Origin of the sequence: Streptomyces ficellus (assembly GCF_009739905.1) — a bacterium.
In the GTDB taxonomy this organism is placed as follows: Bacteria; Actinomycetota; Actinomycetes; order Streptomycetales; family Streptomycetaceae; genus Streptomyces; species Streptomyces ficellus_A.
Genome location: NZ_CP034279.1, coordinates 184,789 through 200,744, shown reverse-complemented (window position 1 = coordinate 200,744; position 15,956 = coordinate 184,789). Strand labels below are relative to the sequence as shown.

General features: G+C 73.3%; 15 protein-coding genes and 1 riboswitch. Of the genes, 8 read left to right on the top strand and 7 right to left on the bottom strand.

Going from position 1 to position 15,956, the window contains the following annotated elements; all coding sequences use genetic code 11:
- Positions 1–44 precede the first annotated feature (44 nt).
- Both EIZ62_RS00985 and EIZ62_RS00980 read left to right on the top strand, forming a co-directional pair.
- Complete coding sequence (locus EIZ62_RS00985) at positions 45–296, top strand: DUF6228 family protein (RefSeq protein ID WP_425281784.1); 252 nt, start codon at positions 45–47, stop codon at positions 294–296.
- Positions 297–334: 38 nt separating this feature from the next.
- Positions 335–709: a site-specific integrase gene (locus tag EIZ62_RS00980; protein ID WP_244375329.1), complete on the top strand. Its 375-nt coding sequence runs from the start codon at positions 335–337 to the stop codon at positions 707–709.
- A 162-nt stretch (positions 710–871) separates the two neighbouring features.
- Here the strand turns inward: EIZ62_RS00980 and exaC are convergent, their stop codons facing one another.
- Complete coding sequence (exaC, locus tag EIZ62_RS00975) at positions 872–2,395, bottom strand: acetaldehyde dehydrogenase ExaC (protein ID WP_156690811.1); 1,524 nt, start codon at positions 2,393–2,395, stop codon at positions 872–874.
- 190 nt (positions 2,396–2,585) lie between these two features.
- Positions 2,586–3,947 carry a GAF domain-containing protein gene (locus EIZ62_RS00970; protein WP_156690810.1) on the bottom strand — a complete coding sequence of 454 codons (1,362 nt, stop codon included), beginning with the start codon at positions 3,945–3,947 and terminating at the stop codon, positions 2,586–2,588.
- Between the two features lie 131 nt (positions 3,948–4,078).
- Positions 4,079–4,167: riboswitch (ZMP/ZTP riboswitch) on the top strand.
- 22 nt (positions 4,168–4,189) lie between these two features.
- On the opposite strand from EIZ62_RS00970, the gene EIZ62_RS00965 reads away from it, so the two are divergent.
- Positions 4,190–5,047 (top strand): bifunctional 5,10-methylenetetrahydrofolate dehydrogenase/5,10-methenyltetrahydrofolate cyclohydrolase, encoded by an 858-nt coding sequence (locus EIZ62_RS00965; protein ID WP_156690809.1) that lies wholly within the window; start codon positions 4,190–4,192, stop codon positions 5,045–5,047.
- Between the two features lie 361 nt (positions 5,048–5,408).
- On the opposite strand, the gene EIZ62_RS00960 is transcribed toward EIZ62_RS00965, so the two are convergent.
- Both EIZ62_RS00960 and EIZ62_RS00955 read right to left on the bottom strand, forming a co-directional pair.
- Positions 5,409–6,695 carry an SWIM zinc finger family protein gene (locus tag EIZ62_RS00960; protein WP_156690808.1) on the bottom strand — a complete coding sequence of 429 codons (1,287 nt, stop codon included), beginning with the start codon at positions 6,693–6,695 and terminating at the stop codon, positions 5,409–5,411.
- Positions 6,692–9,703: a DEAD/DEAH box helicase gene (locus EIZ62_RS00955; protein ID WP_425281783.1), complete on the bottom strand. Its 3,012-nt coding sequence runs from the start codon at positions 9,701–9,703 to the stop codon at positions 6,692–6,694. Before EIZ62_RS00955 ends, EIZ62_RS00960 begins: the two co-directional genes overlap by 4 nt.
- A gap of 259 nt (positions 9,704–9,962) precedes the next feature.
- Here EIZ62_RS00955 and EIZ62_RS00950 point away from each other — a divergent pair, with 259 nt between their 5' ends.
- The 3 genes from EIZ62_RS00950 to EIZ62_RS00940 all read left to right on the top strand — a co-directional run bounded on the left by EIZ62_RS00950 (position 9,963) and on the right by EIZ62_RS00940 (position 11,685).
- Entirely contained in the window at positions 9,963–11,087 is a 1,125-nt protein-coding gene (locus tag EIZ62_RS00950) for a fatty acid desaturase family protein (protein WP_156690806.1), read from the top strand.
- Positions 11,088–11,174: 87 nt separating this feature from the next.
- The gene (locus EIZ62_RS00945; RefSeq protein ID WP_156690805.1) at positions 11,175–11,357 is read left to right on the top strand and encodes a hypothetical protein; all 183 of its coding nucleotides are present in this window, start codon (positions 11,175–11,177) and stop codon (positions 11,355–11,357) included.
- A 133-nt stretch (positions 11,358–11,490) separates the two neighbouring features.
- Positions 11,491–11,685, top strand: coding sequence for a hypothetical protein (locus tag EIZ62_RS00940; protein ID WP_156690804.1), 195 nt, complete (start codon positions 11,491–11,493; stop codon positions 11,683–11,685).
- A 108-nt stretch (positions 11,686–11,793) separates the two neighbouring features.
- On the opposite strand, the gene EIZ62_RS00935 is transcribed toward EIZ62_RS00940, so the two are convergent.
- Together EIZ62_RS00935 and EIZ62_RS31825 are read right to left on the bottom strand one after the other, a co-directional pair.
- Positions 11,794–12,807: a hypothetical protein gene (locus EIZ62_RS00935; RefSeq protein WP_156690803.1), complete on the bottom strand. Its 1,014-nt coding sequence runs from the start codon at positions 12,805–12,807 to the stop codon at positions 11,794–11,796.
- A 157-nt stretch (positions 12,808–12,964) separates the two neighbouring features.
- Complete coding sequence (locus EIZ62_RS31825; RefSeq protein ID WP_425281868.1) at positions 12,965–13,255, bottom strand: hypothetical protein; 291 nt, start codon at positions 13,253–13,255, stop codon at positions 12,965–12,967.
- Positions 13,256–13,423: 168 nt separating this feature from the next.
- Between EIZ62_RS31825 and EIZ62_RS00925 the strand changes: the two genes are divergently transcribed.
- Positions 13,424–14,233 (top strand): alpha/beta fold hydrolase, encoded by an 810-nt coding sequence (locus tag EIZ62_RS00925; protein WP_156690802.1) that lies wholly within the window; start codon positions 13,424–13,426, stop codon positions 14,231–14,233.
- Positions 14,234–14,385: 152 nt separating this feature from the next.
- Here EIZ62_RS00925 and EIZ62_RS00920 read toward each other — a convergent pair whose 3' ends face one another.
- Positions 14,386–14,985 (bottom strand): class I SAM-dependent methyltransferase, encoded by a 600-nt coding sequence (locus EIZ62_RS00920; protein ID WP_156690801.1) that lies wholly within the window; start codon positions 14,983–14,985, stop codon positions 14,386–14,388.
- Positions 14,986–15,135: 150 nt separating this feature from the next.
- Between EIZ62_RS00920 and EIZ62_RS00915 the strand changes: the two genes are divergently transcribed.
- Positions 15,136–15,912: an MHYT domain-containing protein gene (locus tag EIZ62_RS00915; RefSeq protein WP_156690800.1), complete on the top strand. Its 777-nt coding sequence runs from the start codon at positions 15,136–15,138 to the stop codon at positions 15,910–15,912.
- The last annotated feature ends 44 nt before the right edge of the window (positions 15,913–15,956 follow it).

The window sequence follows — 15,956 nt, the reverse complement described above, 5'->3', positions numbered from 1 at the left end:
CGGTTCCCCTTGCCTGCCACGCCGAGCCGGTGCCGCCGCCTCCCGTGCCCCTTCCCTCACTGGCAGAGGACTTCCGCGGCTGGAAAGGAGCGCGCAGCCGGCGGTCCCTGGAACGCGACCTGACGATCTCGGCGGAGCACCGCCCGGGCGGCTACGTCCACCTGACGTGGGGCATCCACGACCGGTCTCCCTCCGAGGAGTGGCACTTCGAGACCACCACCGTGCATGCGGCCGGCGAGGAGATGCGAAACCTCGCCGTAGAGTCCCAGATGTTTCTCGCGAGCACGGTCGGATAGCTGAGCCAGCACGTGAGATCCCACCGCAGTTCGTGCGCATGCTCGTAGCGCACATCGACCGGTTCGGTGTAGCGCCGGACGACCGGCTGTTCCAGAACGAGGCCGGTAACTACGTGGACCCTGCCGCGTACGGCACAACATGGGCGCGGGCACGGAAGTGCGTGCTGACCCCCACGGAACTCGCCTCCCTGGCCAGGGGGCTCTACGATCTCCGGCACGCTGGGATCTCGTTCTGGCTGCACTCCGGTGTGGATCCGGCCGAATGCGCTCGCCGCGCGGGTCGGAGCATCGAGGTCCTCTTCCGTCACTACGCCAAGTTTCTGGACGGCGTCAGGGGGCAGGCCAACCGCCTCATTGAGCAGTCCATGCAGGAGTGGCACCGTGTCAGCCAAGGTGCCGCACCTACTGGGTGAGCCGAAGTTTTGGTCCGTGACTGGTCCGGAAGCACTGGTCAGGAGCGGGATAGCAGTGGGATGAAATAGGAGTCACGACGTAAACCGGTCCCCGCTCTGAGTGGGGCCAGCGCAAGGCGCCTGACGGGTAAAAGCCCAGGTCAGGCGCCTCTTTTCCTGGGCCTAGAAGAAGCCGAGCTTCTTCGGCGAGTATGAGACGAGGAGGTTCTTCGTCTGCTGGTAGTGCTCCAGCATCATCTTGTGGCCCTCGCGCCCGATGCCCGACTGCTTGTAGCCGCCGAACGCCGCGTGGGCCGGGTAGGCGTGGTAGCAGTTCGTCCAGACGCGGCCCGCCTGGATGGCGCGCCCGGCGCGGTAGGCGGTGGTGGTGTCGCGGGTCCACACACCGGCGCCGAGCCCGTACGGCGTGTCGTTGGCCGTCGTGACGGCCTCGTCGAGATCGGTGAATGACGTGACGGCGACGACCGGGCCGAAGATCTCCTCCTGGAAGACGCGCATGCGGTTGTCGCCCTCGAAGACGGTCGGCCGGACGTAGTAGCCGCCCGCCAGTTCGCCGTCGTACTCGACGCGTTCGCCTCCGGTGAGAACCTTGGCGCCCTCCTGCCGGCCGATGTCGAGGTACGACAGGACCTTCCGGAGCTGCTCGTCGGAGGCCTGCGCGCCGATCATCGTGGTCGTGTCCAGGGGGTGACCGGGCACGATGCGCTCGGTGCGGTCGACGGCGGCCTCCAGGAACTCGCTGTAGTGGCCGCGCTGGACCAGCGCGCGCGACGGACACGTGCACACCTCGCCCTGGTTGAGGGCGAACATGGTGAAGCCCTCCAACGCCTTGTCGCGGAAGTCGTCGTCCGCCGCCCACACGTCGTCGAAGAAGATGTTCGGCGACTTCCCGCCCAGTTCCAGGGTGACCGGTGTGATGTTCTCGGAGGCGTACTGCATGATCAGCCGCCCCGTGGCCGTCTCACCGGTGAACGCGACCTTGGCGACGCGCGGGCTGGCCGCGAGCGGCCGGCCGGCCTCCGCGCCGAAGCCGTTGACGATGTTCACCACGCCCGGCGGAAAGAGGTCGCCGACCAGGCCCATCAGGACGTGGACGGACGCCGGTGTCTGCTCGGCCGGCTTCAGGACGACCGCGTTGCCCGCCGCGAGCGCCGGCGCCAGCTTCCACACCGCCATCAGGAGCGGGAAGTTCCACGGAATGATCTGCGCCACCACCCCGAGCGGCTCGTGGAAGTGGTACGCGACGGTGTCCTCGTCGAGCTCGCTCAGCGACCCCTCCTGGGCCCGCAGCGCGCCCGCGAAGTACCGGAAGTGGTCGACCGCGAGCGGCAGGTCGGCGGCGAGCGTCTCGCGGACCGGCTTCCCGTTGTCCCAGCTCTCAGCGACGGCCAGCCGCTCCAGGTTCGCCTCCATCCGGTCGGCGATCCGCAGCAGGACGCCCGCCCGCTCGGCCGGGGCGGTCCGCCCCCAGGCGGGAGCCGCCGCGTGGGCCGCGTCCAGGGCGCGTTCGACGTCCTCGGCCGTGCCGCGGGCGACCTCGGTGAAGGGGCGGCCGTTGACCGGACTCGGGTTCTCAAAGTACTGGCCGCGTACGGGCGGTACGTACGCGCCGCCGATCCAGTGGTCGTAGCGGGACTCGTACGAAACGATGGCGCCCTCGGTGCCGGGCGCTGCGTATCGGGTCATCTGGGGCCTCTCTCGCGGGTCGACTCACCGGGCGCGGACGGCCGTCGGAACGGGGCAGCCGTCGGAACGGGGCAGCCGTCGGACACGGACCGCCGTCGGACACGGGTTGTCCCCGGCCGTACCGGTCTCCGTCGCGTGCCGGTCGCCGTCCGGCGCCCGGAACCGCCGCCGCGCGGTGTCCGGAGTGAGGCTAGGGACGCGGACGTTGCAACCCCGTTGCGGGTGCGGATGCGGGTGTCGTGAGGGCAGACAGCTCGGCGTCCAGCGCCCGCAGACGCGCGCGTACGGGGGCGAGACGGCCCGCCGGCACCGTCGCCGCCAGCGCCCGCCACGCCTCCAGGTCGTCCTCGCCCCACGGGCTGTGCACCCAGTCGGTGAGCAACGCCGGGTCACCGCGCGCGATGAGCGCGGCGCGCAGCTCGTCGGCCAGCCGCCGCCGCAGCCGCGCAACCTCCGGCGCGCGGGAGCCCGGCAGCAGCGGCCCCGCGTACCCGCCCAGCGCCGCGGCGACCGCCCCGGAGGCGAGCCTGCGTCCCACGACCTCGAAGTCCGCGTCGAGCGGCGCCGCCAGCCGGTACGGCCGCGACAGGAGCACACCCGGGGCCAGGACGGAACGCAGACGGGACAGTTCGGCGCGCAGCGTCACCGGAGTGATCGATTCGTCCTCGTACAGGGCCGCCAGCAGCTCCTCACCACTCAGGCCCCGCGGACGGTGCGCGAGCACCACCAGGATCTCGCTGTGCCGCCGGCTCAGCAGTGCCCGCCGCCCGTCCGTCACCAGCACCGCCTCGTCCCTGCCCAGTGCCGACAGCCGCAGCGGAGGATCGGCGGCGGCAGGTGCCCGCGCGGCGGCCGTCAGCGCCAGCTGCGACTCCGCGGCCCGCGCCACCGCCTGCACGAACGCCAGGCTGTGCGGGTGCGCCAGCCGGTCGCCGCCCGTGATGTCCACCGCCCCCAGCAACCGCCCCGAGCGCGGATCGTGCACCGGCGCCGCCGCGCACGTCCAGCCCTGCACCGGCCGCCGGAAGTGCTCGGCGGCGAAGACCTGGACCGGCCGGTCGACGGCGATCGCCGTCCCGGGCGCGTTCGTCCCGGCCACCGACTCCGCCCAGCGTGCGCCCGCCACGAAGTTCATCCGGTCCGCGCGACGCAACGTCCCCGGGTGCCCTTCCACCCACAACAGCCTCCCGTACGCGTCGCACACGGCGACCAAGTGCTCCCCGTCGGTCGCGTAGGCGCCCATCAGCTCACGGACCACCGGCATCACGACCGCCAGCGGATGCGCCTCCCGGTACGCCGCCAGCTCCTCCTCGTCCAGCTCCACGCCGGCAGCCCCGTCCGGGCACACCCGCGCGCGTGCCGAACGCCGCCACGACTCGGCGACGACCGACCGCACCGCCGACGACCGCACCGCCGACGGCCCCACCGGCTCCCGCCCCGGGCCGGGGGCGGGAGGGCCTCCCGCCGTGAACGCGTCGTGAGCCCGACGCAACGCCCTCGCCCGTTCCACAGGATCCGCCCCCCGCTCCAGGGCCACCCAGGGGTCGTTCACGCCACCCTCCCCAACCGAGGTCGTCCGCGCCGGTGCCATCGTCGCCGCACCGCCCGGCCCCCACAAGCGTGCCGACGGGACCGCCCGTGCGAACCGGCCATGGGCACCGGCCGCAACCTCCCGTACAGTGGGTGGCGGGCCGTGACTGGCGCTTGGGTGGAGTACCACCGGGGAGCGGCTCGGCGAATCGACGCCACTGCCGCGCGCCTGGGCGATCCACTGACGACCGCTCAGGAGACGCCATGTCCCGCACCCCTGCCACCGCCCGCCTTATGGACGGCAGCGGACTCGCCCGCCGCCTCGTCGACGAGACCGCGGCACGCGCCGCCGACCTCACCCGCCGCACCGGCACGCAGCCGTGCCTCGCCACCGTCCTTGTCGGCGAGGACCCGGCCTCCGTGACGTACGTGAAGATGAAGCGGGCACGATGCGAGAAGGCCGGTATCCGCTCCCGTCACCTGGAACTGCCCGCCACGACGACCACCGCCGAACTGGTCGCCGTCCTCGCCGACCTGTCCGGCGACCCCGACGTCCACGGCATCCTGCTCCAGCACCCGGTCGGCCCGGGCATCGACGAGCGGGCCGCGTTCGAGGCGATCGCCCCCGAGAAGGACGTCGACGGTGTCACCTTCAGCTCCTTCGCGACGATGGGCTTCGGGCTGCCCGGGTTCGTGTCCTGCACGCCCGGCGGGATCATGCGGCTGCTCGACGCGTACGACGTCGATCCGGCCGGCAAGCGAGCCGTCGTCGTCGGGCGCAGCGCCATCCTCGGCAAGCCCGCCGGGCTGATGCTGCTGGCGCGGAACGCGACCGTCACGTACTGCCACTCGTACACCGCCGACCTCTCCGCGGCGGTGCGGGAGGCCGACATCCTGGTCGCCGCCGTCGGTCGGCCCCGCTTCATCAAGGGCGAGGACATCAAGCCCGGTGCCGTCGTCATCGACGCGGGCTACAACCCCGGCAACGTCGGCGACGTCGACTTCGACACCGCCGCCACCCGCGCCAGCCTGATAACCCCGGTGCCCGGCGGCGTCGGTCCCATGACGATCGCGGTGCTGCTCTCCCAGACGGTGGACGCGGCGGAGCGACAGCTCGCGTAATCCGCCACTTGCCGCGCACCCTTCCACCCGGCGGACGGTTCCGTCTCAACACCGGCGCGTCCTGACGCGACAGGCCGGGGGAGAGGAGGAGAGCAGGGCGCCCGGACCGGACTGGGCCGGTGTTGGGTACGGAAGCCGCGGACATCACGTCCCCGGGCCCCGGGGCTCCGGGCGTCGGTGCCCCGGATACCGTCCTCCCGGGACCCGCCCCCGGGGACCCGCCCCTCCCTGGGTACCGGCCGACCCTCCCTGGGTACCGGCCGACCGGGGGCCCGTCCCTCACGGGGCGCCCGCCCTCCCTGGGCACTGGCCAGCCAGCCCGGGCCCCAGGGGCGACCCCCGACCCGGGCGCCCGCTGCCGTCAGGCGTCGTCCGCCGGTGCTGCGGCGAGGGCGGCGGCCGGGTCGTGGTCGGGCGGGCCGGCGGGGACCCAGCGGCCGGAGGTCTTGCGGTACGGCCACCAGCGGCCCTCGCGGTCCAGCCGGATCTGCACGTCCTTCCCCGTCAGCGTCCAGCGGCCCGGCCGGTCCGCCCGTAGTGGCGGACGTTCGCCGTCCTCCCAGGCGGCGGCGAGCCGCGCCTCGGCCCGCGCCAGCAGCTCCGGATCGGGGGCACCGTCCTCCTCCAGTACGGCCAGGGCCTCCGCCCCGCCCAGGCGCCACGCGCGCGTGGCCACGTCCAGATCGGCTCGCCGGCGGCCGGTACCGGCGGCGAGCCGGTCCTGCGCGGCCGACGGCCACGGCGCTGAGGCGGCCAGCCGTACCGCGTCCTGACCGGCCGTCAGGGGTGCCTCGACCGGCCGGTCGCCGTGGCCGGGGGCGAGCGCGTCCGCCAGCATCCGGTACGCCCGGGCCGCCGCGTCGGCCGCGAGGACCTCCAGTGCGGCGGGGTCCACGCCCTCGGCCGGGCGGGTCTCGGTGTCCAGGGAGGGCGGCACCCCGGGCGCGTCCGGCAGCGGGGGCGGCGCCGGGAGCGGCGGGAGGATGTCCCGCGCGGCGAACGCCTCGTCCGCCCGCACCCCCTGGGGGCCGCCGCCATCCGCCTCATCGTCGGCCCGGTCCGAGGGGACCGCCCGTCCCGCGCTGCGTACCTGCAACTCGTCCAGCAGTCGCCGTTCCCCACGGCCCCGCATCAGGAACAGGACGAAGGGATCTTGGTCCAGCAGCCGCGCCACCTGGTAGCAGAGCGCGGCCGTGTGCGGACAGTGGTCCCACGCGTCACACGCGCACTCGGGCTCCAGGTCACCGATGCCCGGCAGCAGCTCGACGCCCGCGGCCGCGGCGTCCTCCACCAGGTGCGGCGGCATGTCACGGTCCAAGAGGGCGGCGATATGACCCGCCCGGTCCACGGCCATGTCCAGGAACCTGTCCCACTCCTCCTCGGTCAGCTCCTGCAACAGCACATCGCTGCGCTGCGCCGTACCGTCCCGGTCCTTGACGACGGCCGTGATCCGGCCGGGACGCACCGACACCGCGCCCACCGCGCCGTCCCTGGCCTGCCTGCGGCCCTTCTTCAACTGCTGGAGGTCCAGCGCCGTGTCCTCCAGCGCCTTCAGCCACGCCCGGCCCCACCAGGTCTCGGCGAAACCCCGCCCCGGCGCGGGCGGCAGCGCCGCGAACGTACGCTCCATGTCCTTGTCCCCACTCATCGCGTCGTGCCCCCTCGCACTTCTCGCACTCTTTGCGACGCCTCGCGTGCCTCCCGCGTGTGCGTCTCCTGCGTGTGCGTCTCCTGACCTCCGCGCAGCTCGACGAGCTCCGCCAGTTCCGCGTCGGTCAGTTCCGTCAGTTCGGTGAGGGCGCCGTCCCCGCCGGAGCCGAGCACGGAGTCGGCCAGCTCCTTCTTGCGCGCCAGCATGCCCGCGATCCGGTCCTCGATCGTCCCCTCCGCGATCAGGCGGTGCACCTGCACGGGCTGCGTCTGCCCGATGCGGTACGCGCGGTCCGTCGCCTGCGCCTCGACGGCCGGGTTCCACCAGCGGTCGTAGTGCACGACGTGCTCCGCGCGGGTCAGGTTGAGTCCGGTGCCGGCGGCCTTCAGCGACAGCAGGAAGACGGGCACGTCACCGGCCTGGAAACGGTTCACCATCGTCTCCCTCTCGGCCACCGGTGTGCCGCCGTGCAGGAATTGCGTACGCACCCCGCGCGCGTGCAGGTGCCGTTCCAGCAACCGTGCCATCTGGACGTACTGGGTGAACACCAGCACGCTCGCCCCCTCGGCGAGGATCGTGTCGAGCAGTTCGTCCAGCAGCTCCAGCTTGCCGGAACGGTCCGCGATCCTCGGCTCCTCCTCCTTGAGGTACTGCGCCGGGTGGTTGCAGATCTGCTTGAGCGCCGTCAGCAGCTTGACGACGAGGCCCCGGCGTTCCATGCCGTCCGCCACCGAGATGGCCGCGAGGGTCTCGCGCACGACCGCCTCGTACAGGCCCGCCTGTTCGGCGGTCAGCGACACCGAGCGGTCGGTCTCCGTCTTGGGCGGCAGTTCGGGGGCGATGCCGGGGTCGGACTTGCGCCGGCGCAGCAGGAACGGCCGTACCAGGGCCGCGAGCCGCCGGGCGGCGGCCGGATCGGCGCCTTGCTCGACGGCCCGCGCGTACCGGCCGCGGAAGGTCCCCAGCCGGCCGAGCAGCCCAGGTGTCGTCCAGTCCAGGATCGCCCAGAGTTCGGAGAGGTTGTTCTCCACCGGAGTACCGGTCAGCGCCACCCGCGCCCTGGCGCCGATCGTGCGCAGCTGCCGCGCGGTCGCCGAGTACGGGTTCTTGACGTGCTGCGCCTCGTCGGCGACCACCAAGCCCCAGTCCACGCGCGCGAGGCGGGCCGCGTCCAGGCGCATGGTGCCGTACGTCGTCAGGACGAACTCGCCGTCGACCAGGCCCTCCAGGTCGCGCCCGGACCCGTGGAAGCGGCGCACGGGCGTCCCCGGGGCGAACTTCTCCACCTCCCGCTGCCAGTTGCCCATCAGGGACGTGGGACAGACGACCAGCGTGGGGCCCGCCGCGGACGGGTCGGTCTGCCGGTGCAGGTGCAGCGAGATGAGTGTGATCGTCTTGCCGAGGCCCATGTCGTCGGCGAGGCACGCCCCGAGACCGAGCGAGGTCATCCGGTGCAGCCAGTTGAGGCCGCGCAGCTGGTAGTCGCGCAGGGTCGCGTCGAGGGCAGCCGGCTGGCCGATCGCAGTGGGGCCCGTACCCGCCTGGCCGCCCTCCGGATCGGCGAGCCGGTCGCGGAGCGCCCGGAGCCAACCGGACGGCTGGACGTCGACCGGACGGCCGTCCACCTCCGTGGTGCCGGTGAGCACGGCGCTGAGCGCGTCGATCGGAGTGACCTTGCGGTCCTGCCGCTCCCGGGCGCGCCGGGCTTCCTCGGGGTCGACCAGCACCCACTGGTCGCGCAGCCGGACCAGGGGCCGCCCGGCCTCGGCGAGCCGGTCCAGCTCGACACGGGTCAGCTCCTGATCGCCCACCGCGAAACGCCAGTTGAAGGCGAGCAGCGCGTCGGCCGACAGGAACGACGGAAGGCCCGACCCGCCCTTGTCCCCCTGCCGGTCCCCTCGCTCCCCGTCCCTGTCCCCGTCCCAGCCTGGGCTCCCGTCAAGGTCACCGGCGGACGAGGGACCGATGACGGCGCGCGCGGTCAGCGACCGGGCCAACTGCCGTGGCCAGTGCACCTGTACGCCGCTGGCCGCCAGCGTGCGTGCCGCCCCGCCCAGCAGTTCGGTGACCTCCTCGTCGGCCAGGTCGATGACGTCCGGTACGGAGGCGGACAGCAACGGGGCGAGGGGCGGCCACGCGCGCGCAGCACGGCGCAGGGCGAGAAGCGCGTCCATCCGGGCACGCGGCCCGAACCCGTCACCGGCCGAGCCCGACCACACGTCGGAGGCGTCCGCCACGAGCGCGGGATCACTGACGCTGTGCATCTGGAGCACGGCGCGGAAAGCCGCGCCCCCGTCGGTGTCCAGCCCCGGCACCTCGACGCGCAGCGAGAGTCTTACACCCGCGTCGTACCCCGCCGCGACGTCCGCCGCCCAGGCCCGCTGCTCCGGAACGTGCTGGGACTCGGGCACGGCGTAGGCCCGGCCGCCCACCGCGAGCGGCGCCGCGGGCGTGCGGGGCAGCGCGTCGGCCACCGCGTCCAGGAAGGACCGCAACAGCAGCTCCGGCTCGGCCAGCAGGGGCATGCCGTCGGCCGCCCGGCCCACGGCCACCGCGTGGGCGCTCGGCGGCATCGACGCGGCGAGCGTACGCACCCGGTCCAGGTCCTCGGCGCTCAGCGGTCCGACCCGCCACGCGTCGCGGTCCGTGCCGCTGAGGCCGGGCAACAACAGGCCACGGGCGGCGAGTTGCAGGGCGAGGAGAGCGGCGGCGCCCCAGAACGCGGCGGACGGGGTGGCGCCCGCCGAACGTCCTGCCCGGGTGAGCAGGGGCAGGGCGTCCCCGACGGGGAGCGTCAGGGCGCGTACGGTCGTCGGCCTCGCGTCCGGCGCGATGACGGACAGCTCCTCGTCCGCACCGGAGAGCGCCGGTTCGGCATCGCCGGGGAGCCAGAAGGCCACGCGTCCGGTGCGGGGCGGGTCGGCGGGCAGAAAGACGGTGGAACAGCGGGCGAGTCGGGTCACATCGGGAGTCACATGGGGCGTTGCTTGCGGAAGCTTCTGCACAGCGCTGGCGCATTCCTCAAATTTGACTAGCGGGGAGTCGAAGCGCCGAGGGTACTCGATCGGTCCCCGACAACACGGGCTTCCCGGCAGTGACATAGCCCACTTACGCACCAGGCTGAGGGCAGCACCACCCCCGTACCCTGGAAAGCCCCACCCCACATCGGGGTGGTGGTGCCATGGCTCTGGGCTACTGCTCATCCGTACGTTCAACAGGTCGGCGCACGTCTGCGCACGAGACCTCACCAAACCCGGAGCAGTCATGCCACAGGCCACCTCTGCCCTGACGATCCCCGCACCCGCACCTTCCCCCGTCTCCGCACATACTCCTGCCCGCGGCCCCGCCCCGGCAGAAGGGAAGCGCGGCTCACGCAGTGAGTTCGCCCCCCTCCTCCGTTCGGTCAAGGACCAGGGGCTGCTGGCCCGGCGAACCGGTTGGTACGCCTTCGGTATCGCCGCGAACCTGCTGGCCCTGACGGCGGTCGCCGTCGGCCTGGTGATGTTCGGGCACTCGTGGTGGTCCCTGCTGCTCGCCGTGCCGCTGGCGGTGTTCTCCGCGCGGGCGGCCTTCTTCGGTCACGACGCCGGACACTCGCAGATCAGCGCCCACAGAGGCAGGAACCGCCTGATCCAGCTGGTGCACGCCAATCTGCTGCTCGGCATGAGCCAGGAGTGGTGGAACGACAAGCACAACCGGCATCACGCGAACCCGAACCACGAGGAGAAGGACCCGGACGTCGCCCCGGACGTCCTCGTGTTCAACCAGCACCAGGCGGTGGGGCGCACCGGCTTCCGCGGCTGGCTGGCCCGCCACCAGGCCTGGCTGTTCTTCCCGCTCACCACGCTGGAAGGCCTCGCCCTCAAGCTGTACGGCTTCCAGGCACTGTTCTCCAAGGACGGTCCGCGCCAGACCCCGCGCGAGCGACTCATCGAGGGCGGTCTGCTGTTCGCCCACGTCGCCGGATACGCAGCGCTCCTGCTCGCCGCCATGCCGGTGGGGCAGGCCGTCGTCTTCGCACTGGTCCACCAGATGCTGCTCGGTCTGCACCTGGGCATGGCCTTCGCGCCCAATCACAAGGGCATGGAGGTCCCCGACCCGGACGGTGAGGCCTGGGGCCACCTGCGCCGTCAGGTGCTCACCTCCCGCAACATCCGCGGCGCGGCCCTCACCGACTGGCTCCTGGGCGGTCTGAACTACCAGGTCGAGCACCACCTCTTCCCCAGCATGCCGCGCCCCCACCTGCGGCTCGCGCAGCCCTTGGTGCGTGCGCACTGCCGCGCGCTGGGTATCCCCTACACCGAGACGGGACTGGTCGACTCCTACCGCCAGGCGCTGGGTCACCTGCACAGGGTCGGTGACCCTCTTCGTACGCCTTCGGCGGCGTAGGGGCGCGAAGGCGGAACCGGCGCGATCGCGTACGCGTTCACAGGACAGGCAGCGGCGGGCGTCGCGGCCGTGGAGGAGGCGACGGACATGTCGACAAGGACGAAGATCGTTATCGGGGGAGTGGCCGTGGGCCTTCTCCTGTGGCCGCTCATCGGTTTCTGGATGTCCCTGCTGGTCATCGTCGGCGTTCCCGCCGTCGCCTACCTGGCACTGGACCCGGGCCAGCGGCGCCGGCTGCGCCGCGTCAGCCGCAAGGAACTCGGCCGCTGACACCGCAGCGCCCGACGTCAGCACGGACGGGACGCGAGGGCGGTGGGGCCCGGTCGCCACGCCTTGCACCCGGTCGGGTCTGAGCAGCGCATTCCGGGGTACCCGCCCGGCCGGAAACGGCGGAGGGAGAACCATGGACGACAAGCGGCTCGAAGGCGCGGGCGAAAGCGGCCCGGGGGTGCCGAGGGACATGCCCGACAAGCAGGCGGGCGACGGGCCCGACCACTGGGACCCTGACCTGTCCGAGGCCACGGACGGCGAGGAGCAGGACCAGACACGGGCGGAGGACGCGCCGGACGACGGCGTCACCGGGGAGCCCAGCGGCTGACGAACCGCAGGGCGCGTCAGTGTCAGCCCGGGCGTCCGTCAGCCGGGCGTCCGTCAGCCGGGCGTCCAGCATGCCGCGTGTGGTCAGTCCGGGGAGCCCGGGGCGCCCTCAGGCCGGGCGGGCCGCCATGGAGTCGAGGGCGGCGAGCAGAGTCGGCAGGTTCGGACCGCGCCCGATCGGCAGCACCTCACGGGGCATCTCATCCAGGAGGACGAAGGCGACGTCGTCGGTCCTGGCGACGACCGACCAGCCGGGACCGTCCGCGCGGAGCGTTCGCGCCCCGCCGGGAGCGAACCCCGAGCGGACCCGCCCCGCGGGCGGCGGCTCCTCCAGGTACCCGCGCAGTTCTGCCAGGATCCTGCGCAGCCGGCCGTGGCTGTCATCGACCGGCTCAGCATCTTCCCGGCCGTCGGCCTGCCGCACCTCGGTCGTCACACCGGCGGCGGACAACGGGTGGACCGCCTCCTCACCGGGCAGCGCTCCCGGCGACGCGGATTCGGCGCGAGCGGCCTTCGTGCCGACGTCCGCAGTGCCGTTCGCTGAGGCAACAACCCCCGCCCCGGGAGCAGTGCCGTTCGCGGCGGCAACCCCGGTGTCGGGGTCCGCAGGCTTCCCCAAGGCGTCGTCGCCGAGCTGCTCACGCCACGCCGTCCACTGGAGGGCCACCGCGTCGGCGCCCATCCGGCGCTGCGCGGGACCCCACTCGTCCGGGTCCGGCGGCCTCAGCGGTGGGCGCTCACCGGGCGGAGTCGGGGGATCGTGCGGTGCGGGCACATGCGGCGCCGCCACCGCCAGGGCGATGGGCCAGCCGGGCAGGGCGACGACCATGCTCCGCTCGTCGGGGGACAGGTCGTACTCCATGCCGCAGTCCCAAGAGGCGACGGCCACGGCGACCAGGGACACGTCGTCGATGACGACCGTCCACCGGGCACCCGTGCCGTCCTGGCCGAGGACCAGCCCGTAGCCCTCGGCGTACGGTTCCAGCCCCAGCGCCGCGCATGCCTCGGGGTAGTCGTCACCGAGCAGGCTCGGGAACTGCGCGGGCGTCAGCAGTACCGCGGTCAGCACGTACAGCGCGTCGTCGTCCACATCGCCGGCGTCCACCGGTTCCGTCCCGGCCATGGCCGCCTCCCTCCAAGGGTCGTCGGCGCACCTTAACCAGCGAGTAACCCGGACGTCGAGGGTCCGGCGCTCCTCACCAGGACGGCCGCATCACACCCCGGTCGCCGTCGGTGGGCACCTCGCGCGACAGCTCACGCGATGGGCTCACGCGACGGGCTTACGCGACGGGCAGGCCCAGCAGACGGCGGGCCACCGTCTGCGGGGGCTCGCCACGCTCGCGGGCGAGGGCGATGACGGCGCGGCACGCCAGTTCGCTCACCCCGAACGAGAGGGCCTCCGGCGACACCCACCCCTCCGCCTCGTCGACCAGTTCCTGATCGTCCTCGGCGCGGGCGGCCACGTACACCGCGGCGGCCTCGAAGATGTTGTGCGGCCGGGCGCCCGGCCGTGCTGCCTCGTCCCCGCGGCGAGGACCCGACGGCGATGCCGCGGACGACGTCTTGGACAACGGCCCGGGCAACGACCTGATGGCCGTGCTGACCGAGCTGGAGAACGTGCGGAGTCTGTTGAACACCGGGCCCACCTTCCCGCTGCGCGGCGGAGATCACCGCCGGTCTTCCGGCTCTGCACCTCCAACGTAGAGTCGGACCCGCCACAGCAGAAGGGGAGGACGAGGGTGCGGCAGGTACGTTTCGACGCGCAGGGCAGCATGATCCGCTGGACGGAGACGGCGGGGGAGGGGCCGCCGCGGGTGTACGTGCACGGCCTCGGCGCGATGAGCACCGTCTACCACGCCCACGTGGCCGCCCACCCGGAGCTGGCCGGCCGCCGGTCACTCTTCGTCGACCTGCCCGGGCACGGCATCAGCGATCGGCCGGCTGACTTCGCGTACACCCTGGAGGACCACGCGGACGCGCTCGCCGCCGTACTGGACTCCGCGGGCGCCCACGGCGCCGAGGTCGTGGGACACAGCATGGGTGGCTCGGTGGCGATCGTGCTGGCCCACCGCCGGCCCGATCTGGTGGGCCGGCTGGTGGTCACGGAAGGCAACCTGGACCCCGATCCGCCCGCGACCGCCGGAAGCAGCGGGATCGCGAGCTGCTCGGAGGAGGAGTTCGTGCACGGCGGCGGCCACGCGCGGGTGCTGGAGCGCGTCGGGCCGACGTGGGCGGCGACCATGCGGCTCGCCGACCCGGCCGCCCTGCACCGCAGTGCGACCGGCCTCATCCGCGGTACGCGCCCCACGATGCGCCGGATGCTCATGGACGCGCGCGTGGAGCGCGTCTACCTCCAGGGCGAGCACAGTGGTGAACTCCCGGGCAGGGACGAGCTGGTGGCGGCGGGCGTGCGCGTCGTGACCGTTCCCGGCGCCGGGCACAACGTCATGTTCGACAACACCGACGCGTTCGTCCGGGCCGTCGCCCTCACTGCCGCCGCCACGGCCCCCGCCGCCCCTGCCCCCACCGGGTCGTCGAACCGGCCCTGAGGCCGGCGCCCGGCCCCAACCCCCGGCCCTGGCCCCAGCCCTCCGCCAAGCCCCCAGCCCTCCGCCAAGCCCCCGGCCCCCGGCCAGTCCGGCCCCCCGCCCCGGCCCGCCGCCTGCGCGTCGATCCCGCCGCGCCGGGCCCGGCCGGGCGGTCAGGGCTGCCGTACGGCGAGGGCGAGGAAACGATCGTCCTCGTCGAGGTACGTGACCAGGCGCCAGCCGGACCCCGCCAGGAGCGGGCGCAGGTTGGGCTCGGCGCGCAGGTCGTCGTCGGTGAGCTGGCGCCCGTGGCGGGCGGCCAGCGCCGCGCGGCCGACCGGGTGGAAGAGCGCCAGCCGCCCGCCCGGTCGTACGACCCGGGCCAGCTCCCGCAGGTCCTCGGCGGGGCGGGACAGGTGCGAGACGAGCCCCGCCCCGAAGACCGCGTCCAGGACACCGTCACGGATCGGCAGCCGCCCCACGTCGGCGAGCAGGAGCGCCCCGTCGACGTCCCGTCCGGCCCGTACGGCGGCCGCCAGCATCGCGGGCGTCAGGTCCACGCCGATGATCGTGCCCCCGGGGCCGACGGCGTCCCTCAGGTGGGGCAGGGCGCGGCCGGTCCCGCAGCCGGCGTCGAGCACGGCGTCGCCGGGACGCAGGCCCAGTTCGCCGGCGGCCGCCGCGTACCTGGGACCGTCATCGGGGAAGCGCGCGTCCCAGTCGGCCGCGCGGGCGGTGAAGAACTGCTGCACGTGTGCGTGGTCGTCGGCCATGCGGACATGATCCCTCACGGGGGCATCGGCCGTAGGGTGCACTCGTTCGAGCGTGCGACGATCGTTCAGCAGCCTGTCTCTGTCATTCTCCGTCCGCTTTCGAAACGCGCCCCTCGCGTGCGCCCCCCACAGGTCTAGCGTCCCTGGGCCATGGGACACCTGGACCACGCCGCCTTCGGCTGGCTGACCCCCGTGCTGTCGTACGCGATGGCCTGCATCGGCGCCGCCCTCGGCCTGCGCTGCACCGTCCGAGCGCTCGAAGCGACCGGATCCTCCCGCCGCAACTGGCTGCTCACCGCCGCGTCCGCCATCGGCACCGGCATCTGGACGATGCACTTCGTCGCGATGCTCGGCTTCGGCGTGACCGGCACCGACATCCGCTACGACGTCCCGCTGACCGTCCTCAGCCTGCTCGTCGCGATGCTCGTCGTCGGCGGCGGGGTGTTCGCCGTCGGCTACGCCCGCGACCGCGTCCGCGGGCTGCTGACCGGCGGCCTCACCACCGGCCTGGGCGTAGCCAGCATGCACTACCTGGGTATGGCCGCCCTGCGCCTCAATGGAACGGTGCGCTACGAACCGGTCCTCGTCGCGCTGTCCGTCCTCATCGCCGTCGTGGCGGCCACCGCCGCGCTGTGGGCGGCCCTCAACATCACCTCACCCCTCGCCGTCACCGTTTCGTCCCTCGTCATGGGCGCGGCCGTCAGCAGCATGCACTACACCGGCATGCTCGCCGTCCGGGTCGACGTCACCCCGTCCGCGGGCGAACTGCCCGGTGCCACGGCGATGCAGTTCATCTTCCCCCTCGCCGTCGGCCTCGGTTCGTACCTCTTCCTCACCGCCGCCTTCGTCGCACTCTCCCCGACGGCCCACGAGCGCGCGGCCTACGCGTCGGCCGAACGTCCCACCGAGCCCGCGGCCGCCTCCTAGGGCGTGAATCGCCCCAGGAGGCGGCCCACCTCCAGCCAGTCCCC

Coding starts and splice junctions, on each gene's coding strand:
- EIZ62_RS00980 (WP_244375329.1), top strand. CDS start 335: ATGCTCGTAGCGCACATCGACCGGTTCGGTGTAGCGCCGGACGACCGG.
- exaC (WP_156690811.1), bottom strand. CDS start 2,395: ATGACCCGATACGCAGCGCCCGGCACCGAGGGCGCCATCGTTTCGTAC.
- EIZ62_RS00965 (WP_156690809.1), top strand. CDS start 4,190: ATGTCCCGCACCCCTGCCACCGCCCGCCTTATGGACGGCAGCGGACTC.
- EIZ62_RS00960 (WP_156690808.1), bottom strand. CDS start 6,695: ATGAGTGGGGACAAGGACATGGAGCGTACGTTCGCGGCGCTGCCGCCC.
- EIZ62_RS00950 (WP_156690806.1), top strand. CDS start 9,963: ATGCCACAGGCCACCTCTGCCCTGACGATCCCCGCACCCGCACCTTCC.
- EIZ62_RS00945 (WP_156690805.1), top strand. CDS start 11,175: ATGTCGACAAGGACGAAGATCGTTATCGGGGGAGTGGCCGTGGGCCTT.
- EIZ62_RS00940 (WP_156690804.1), top strand. CDS start 11,491: ATGGACGACAAGCGGCTCGAAGGCGCGGGCGAAAGCGGCCCGGGGGTG.
- EIZ62_RS00935 (WP_156690803.1), bottom strand. CDS start 12,807: ATGGCCGGGACGGAACCGGTGGACGCCGGCGATGTGGACGACGACGCG.
- EIZ62_RS00920 (WP_156690801.1), bottom strand. CDS start 14,985: ATGGCCGACGACCACGCACACGTGCAGCAGTTCTTCACCGCCCGCGCG.
- EIZ62_RS00915 (WP_156690800.1), top strand. CDS start 15,136: ATGGGACACCTGGACCACGCCGCCTTCGGCTGGCTGACCCCCGTGCTG.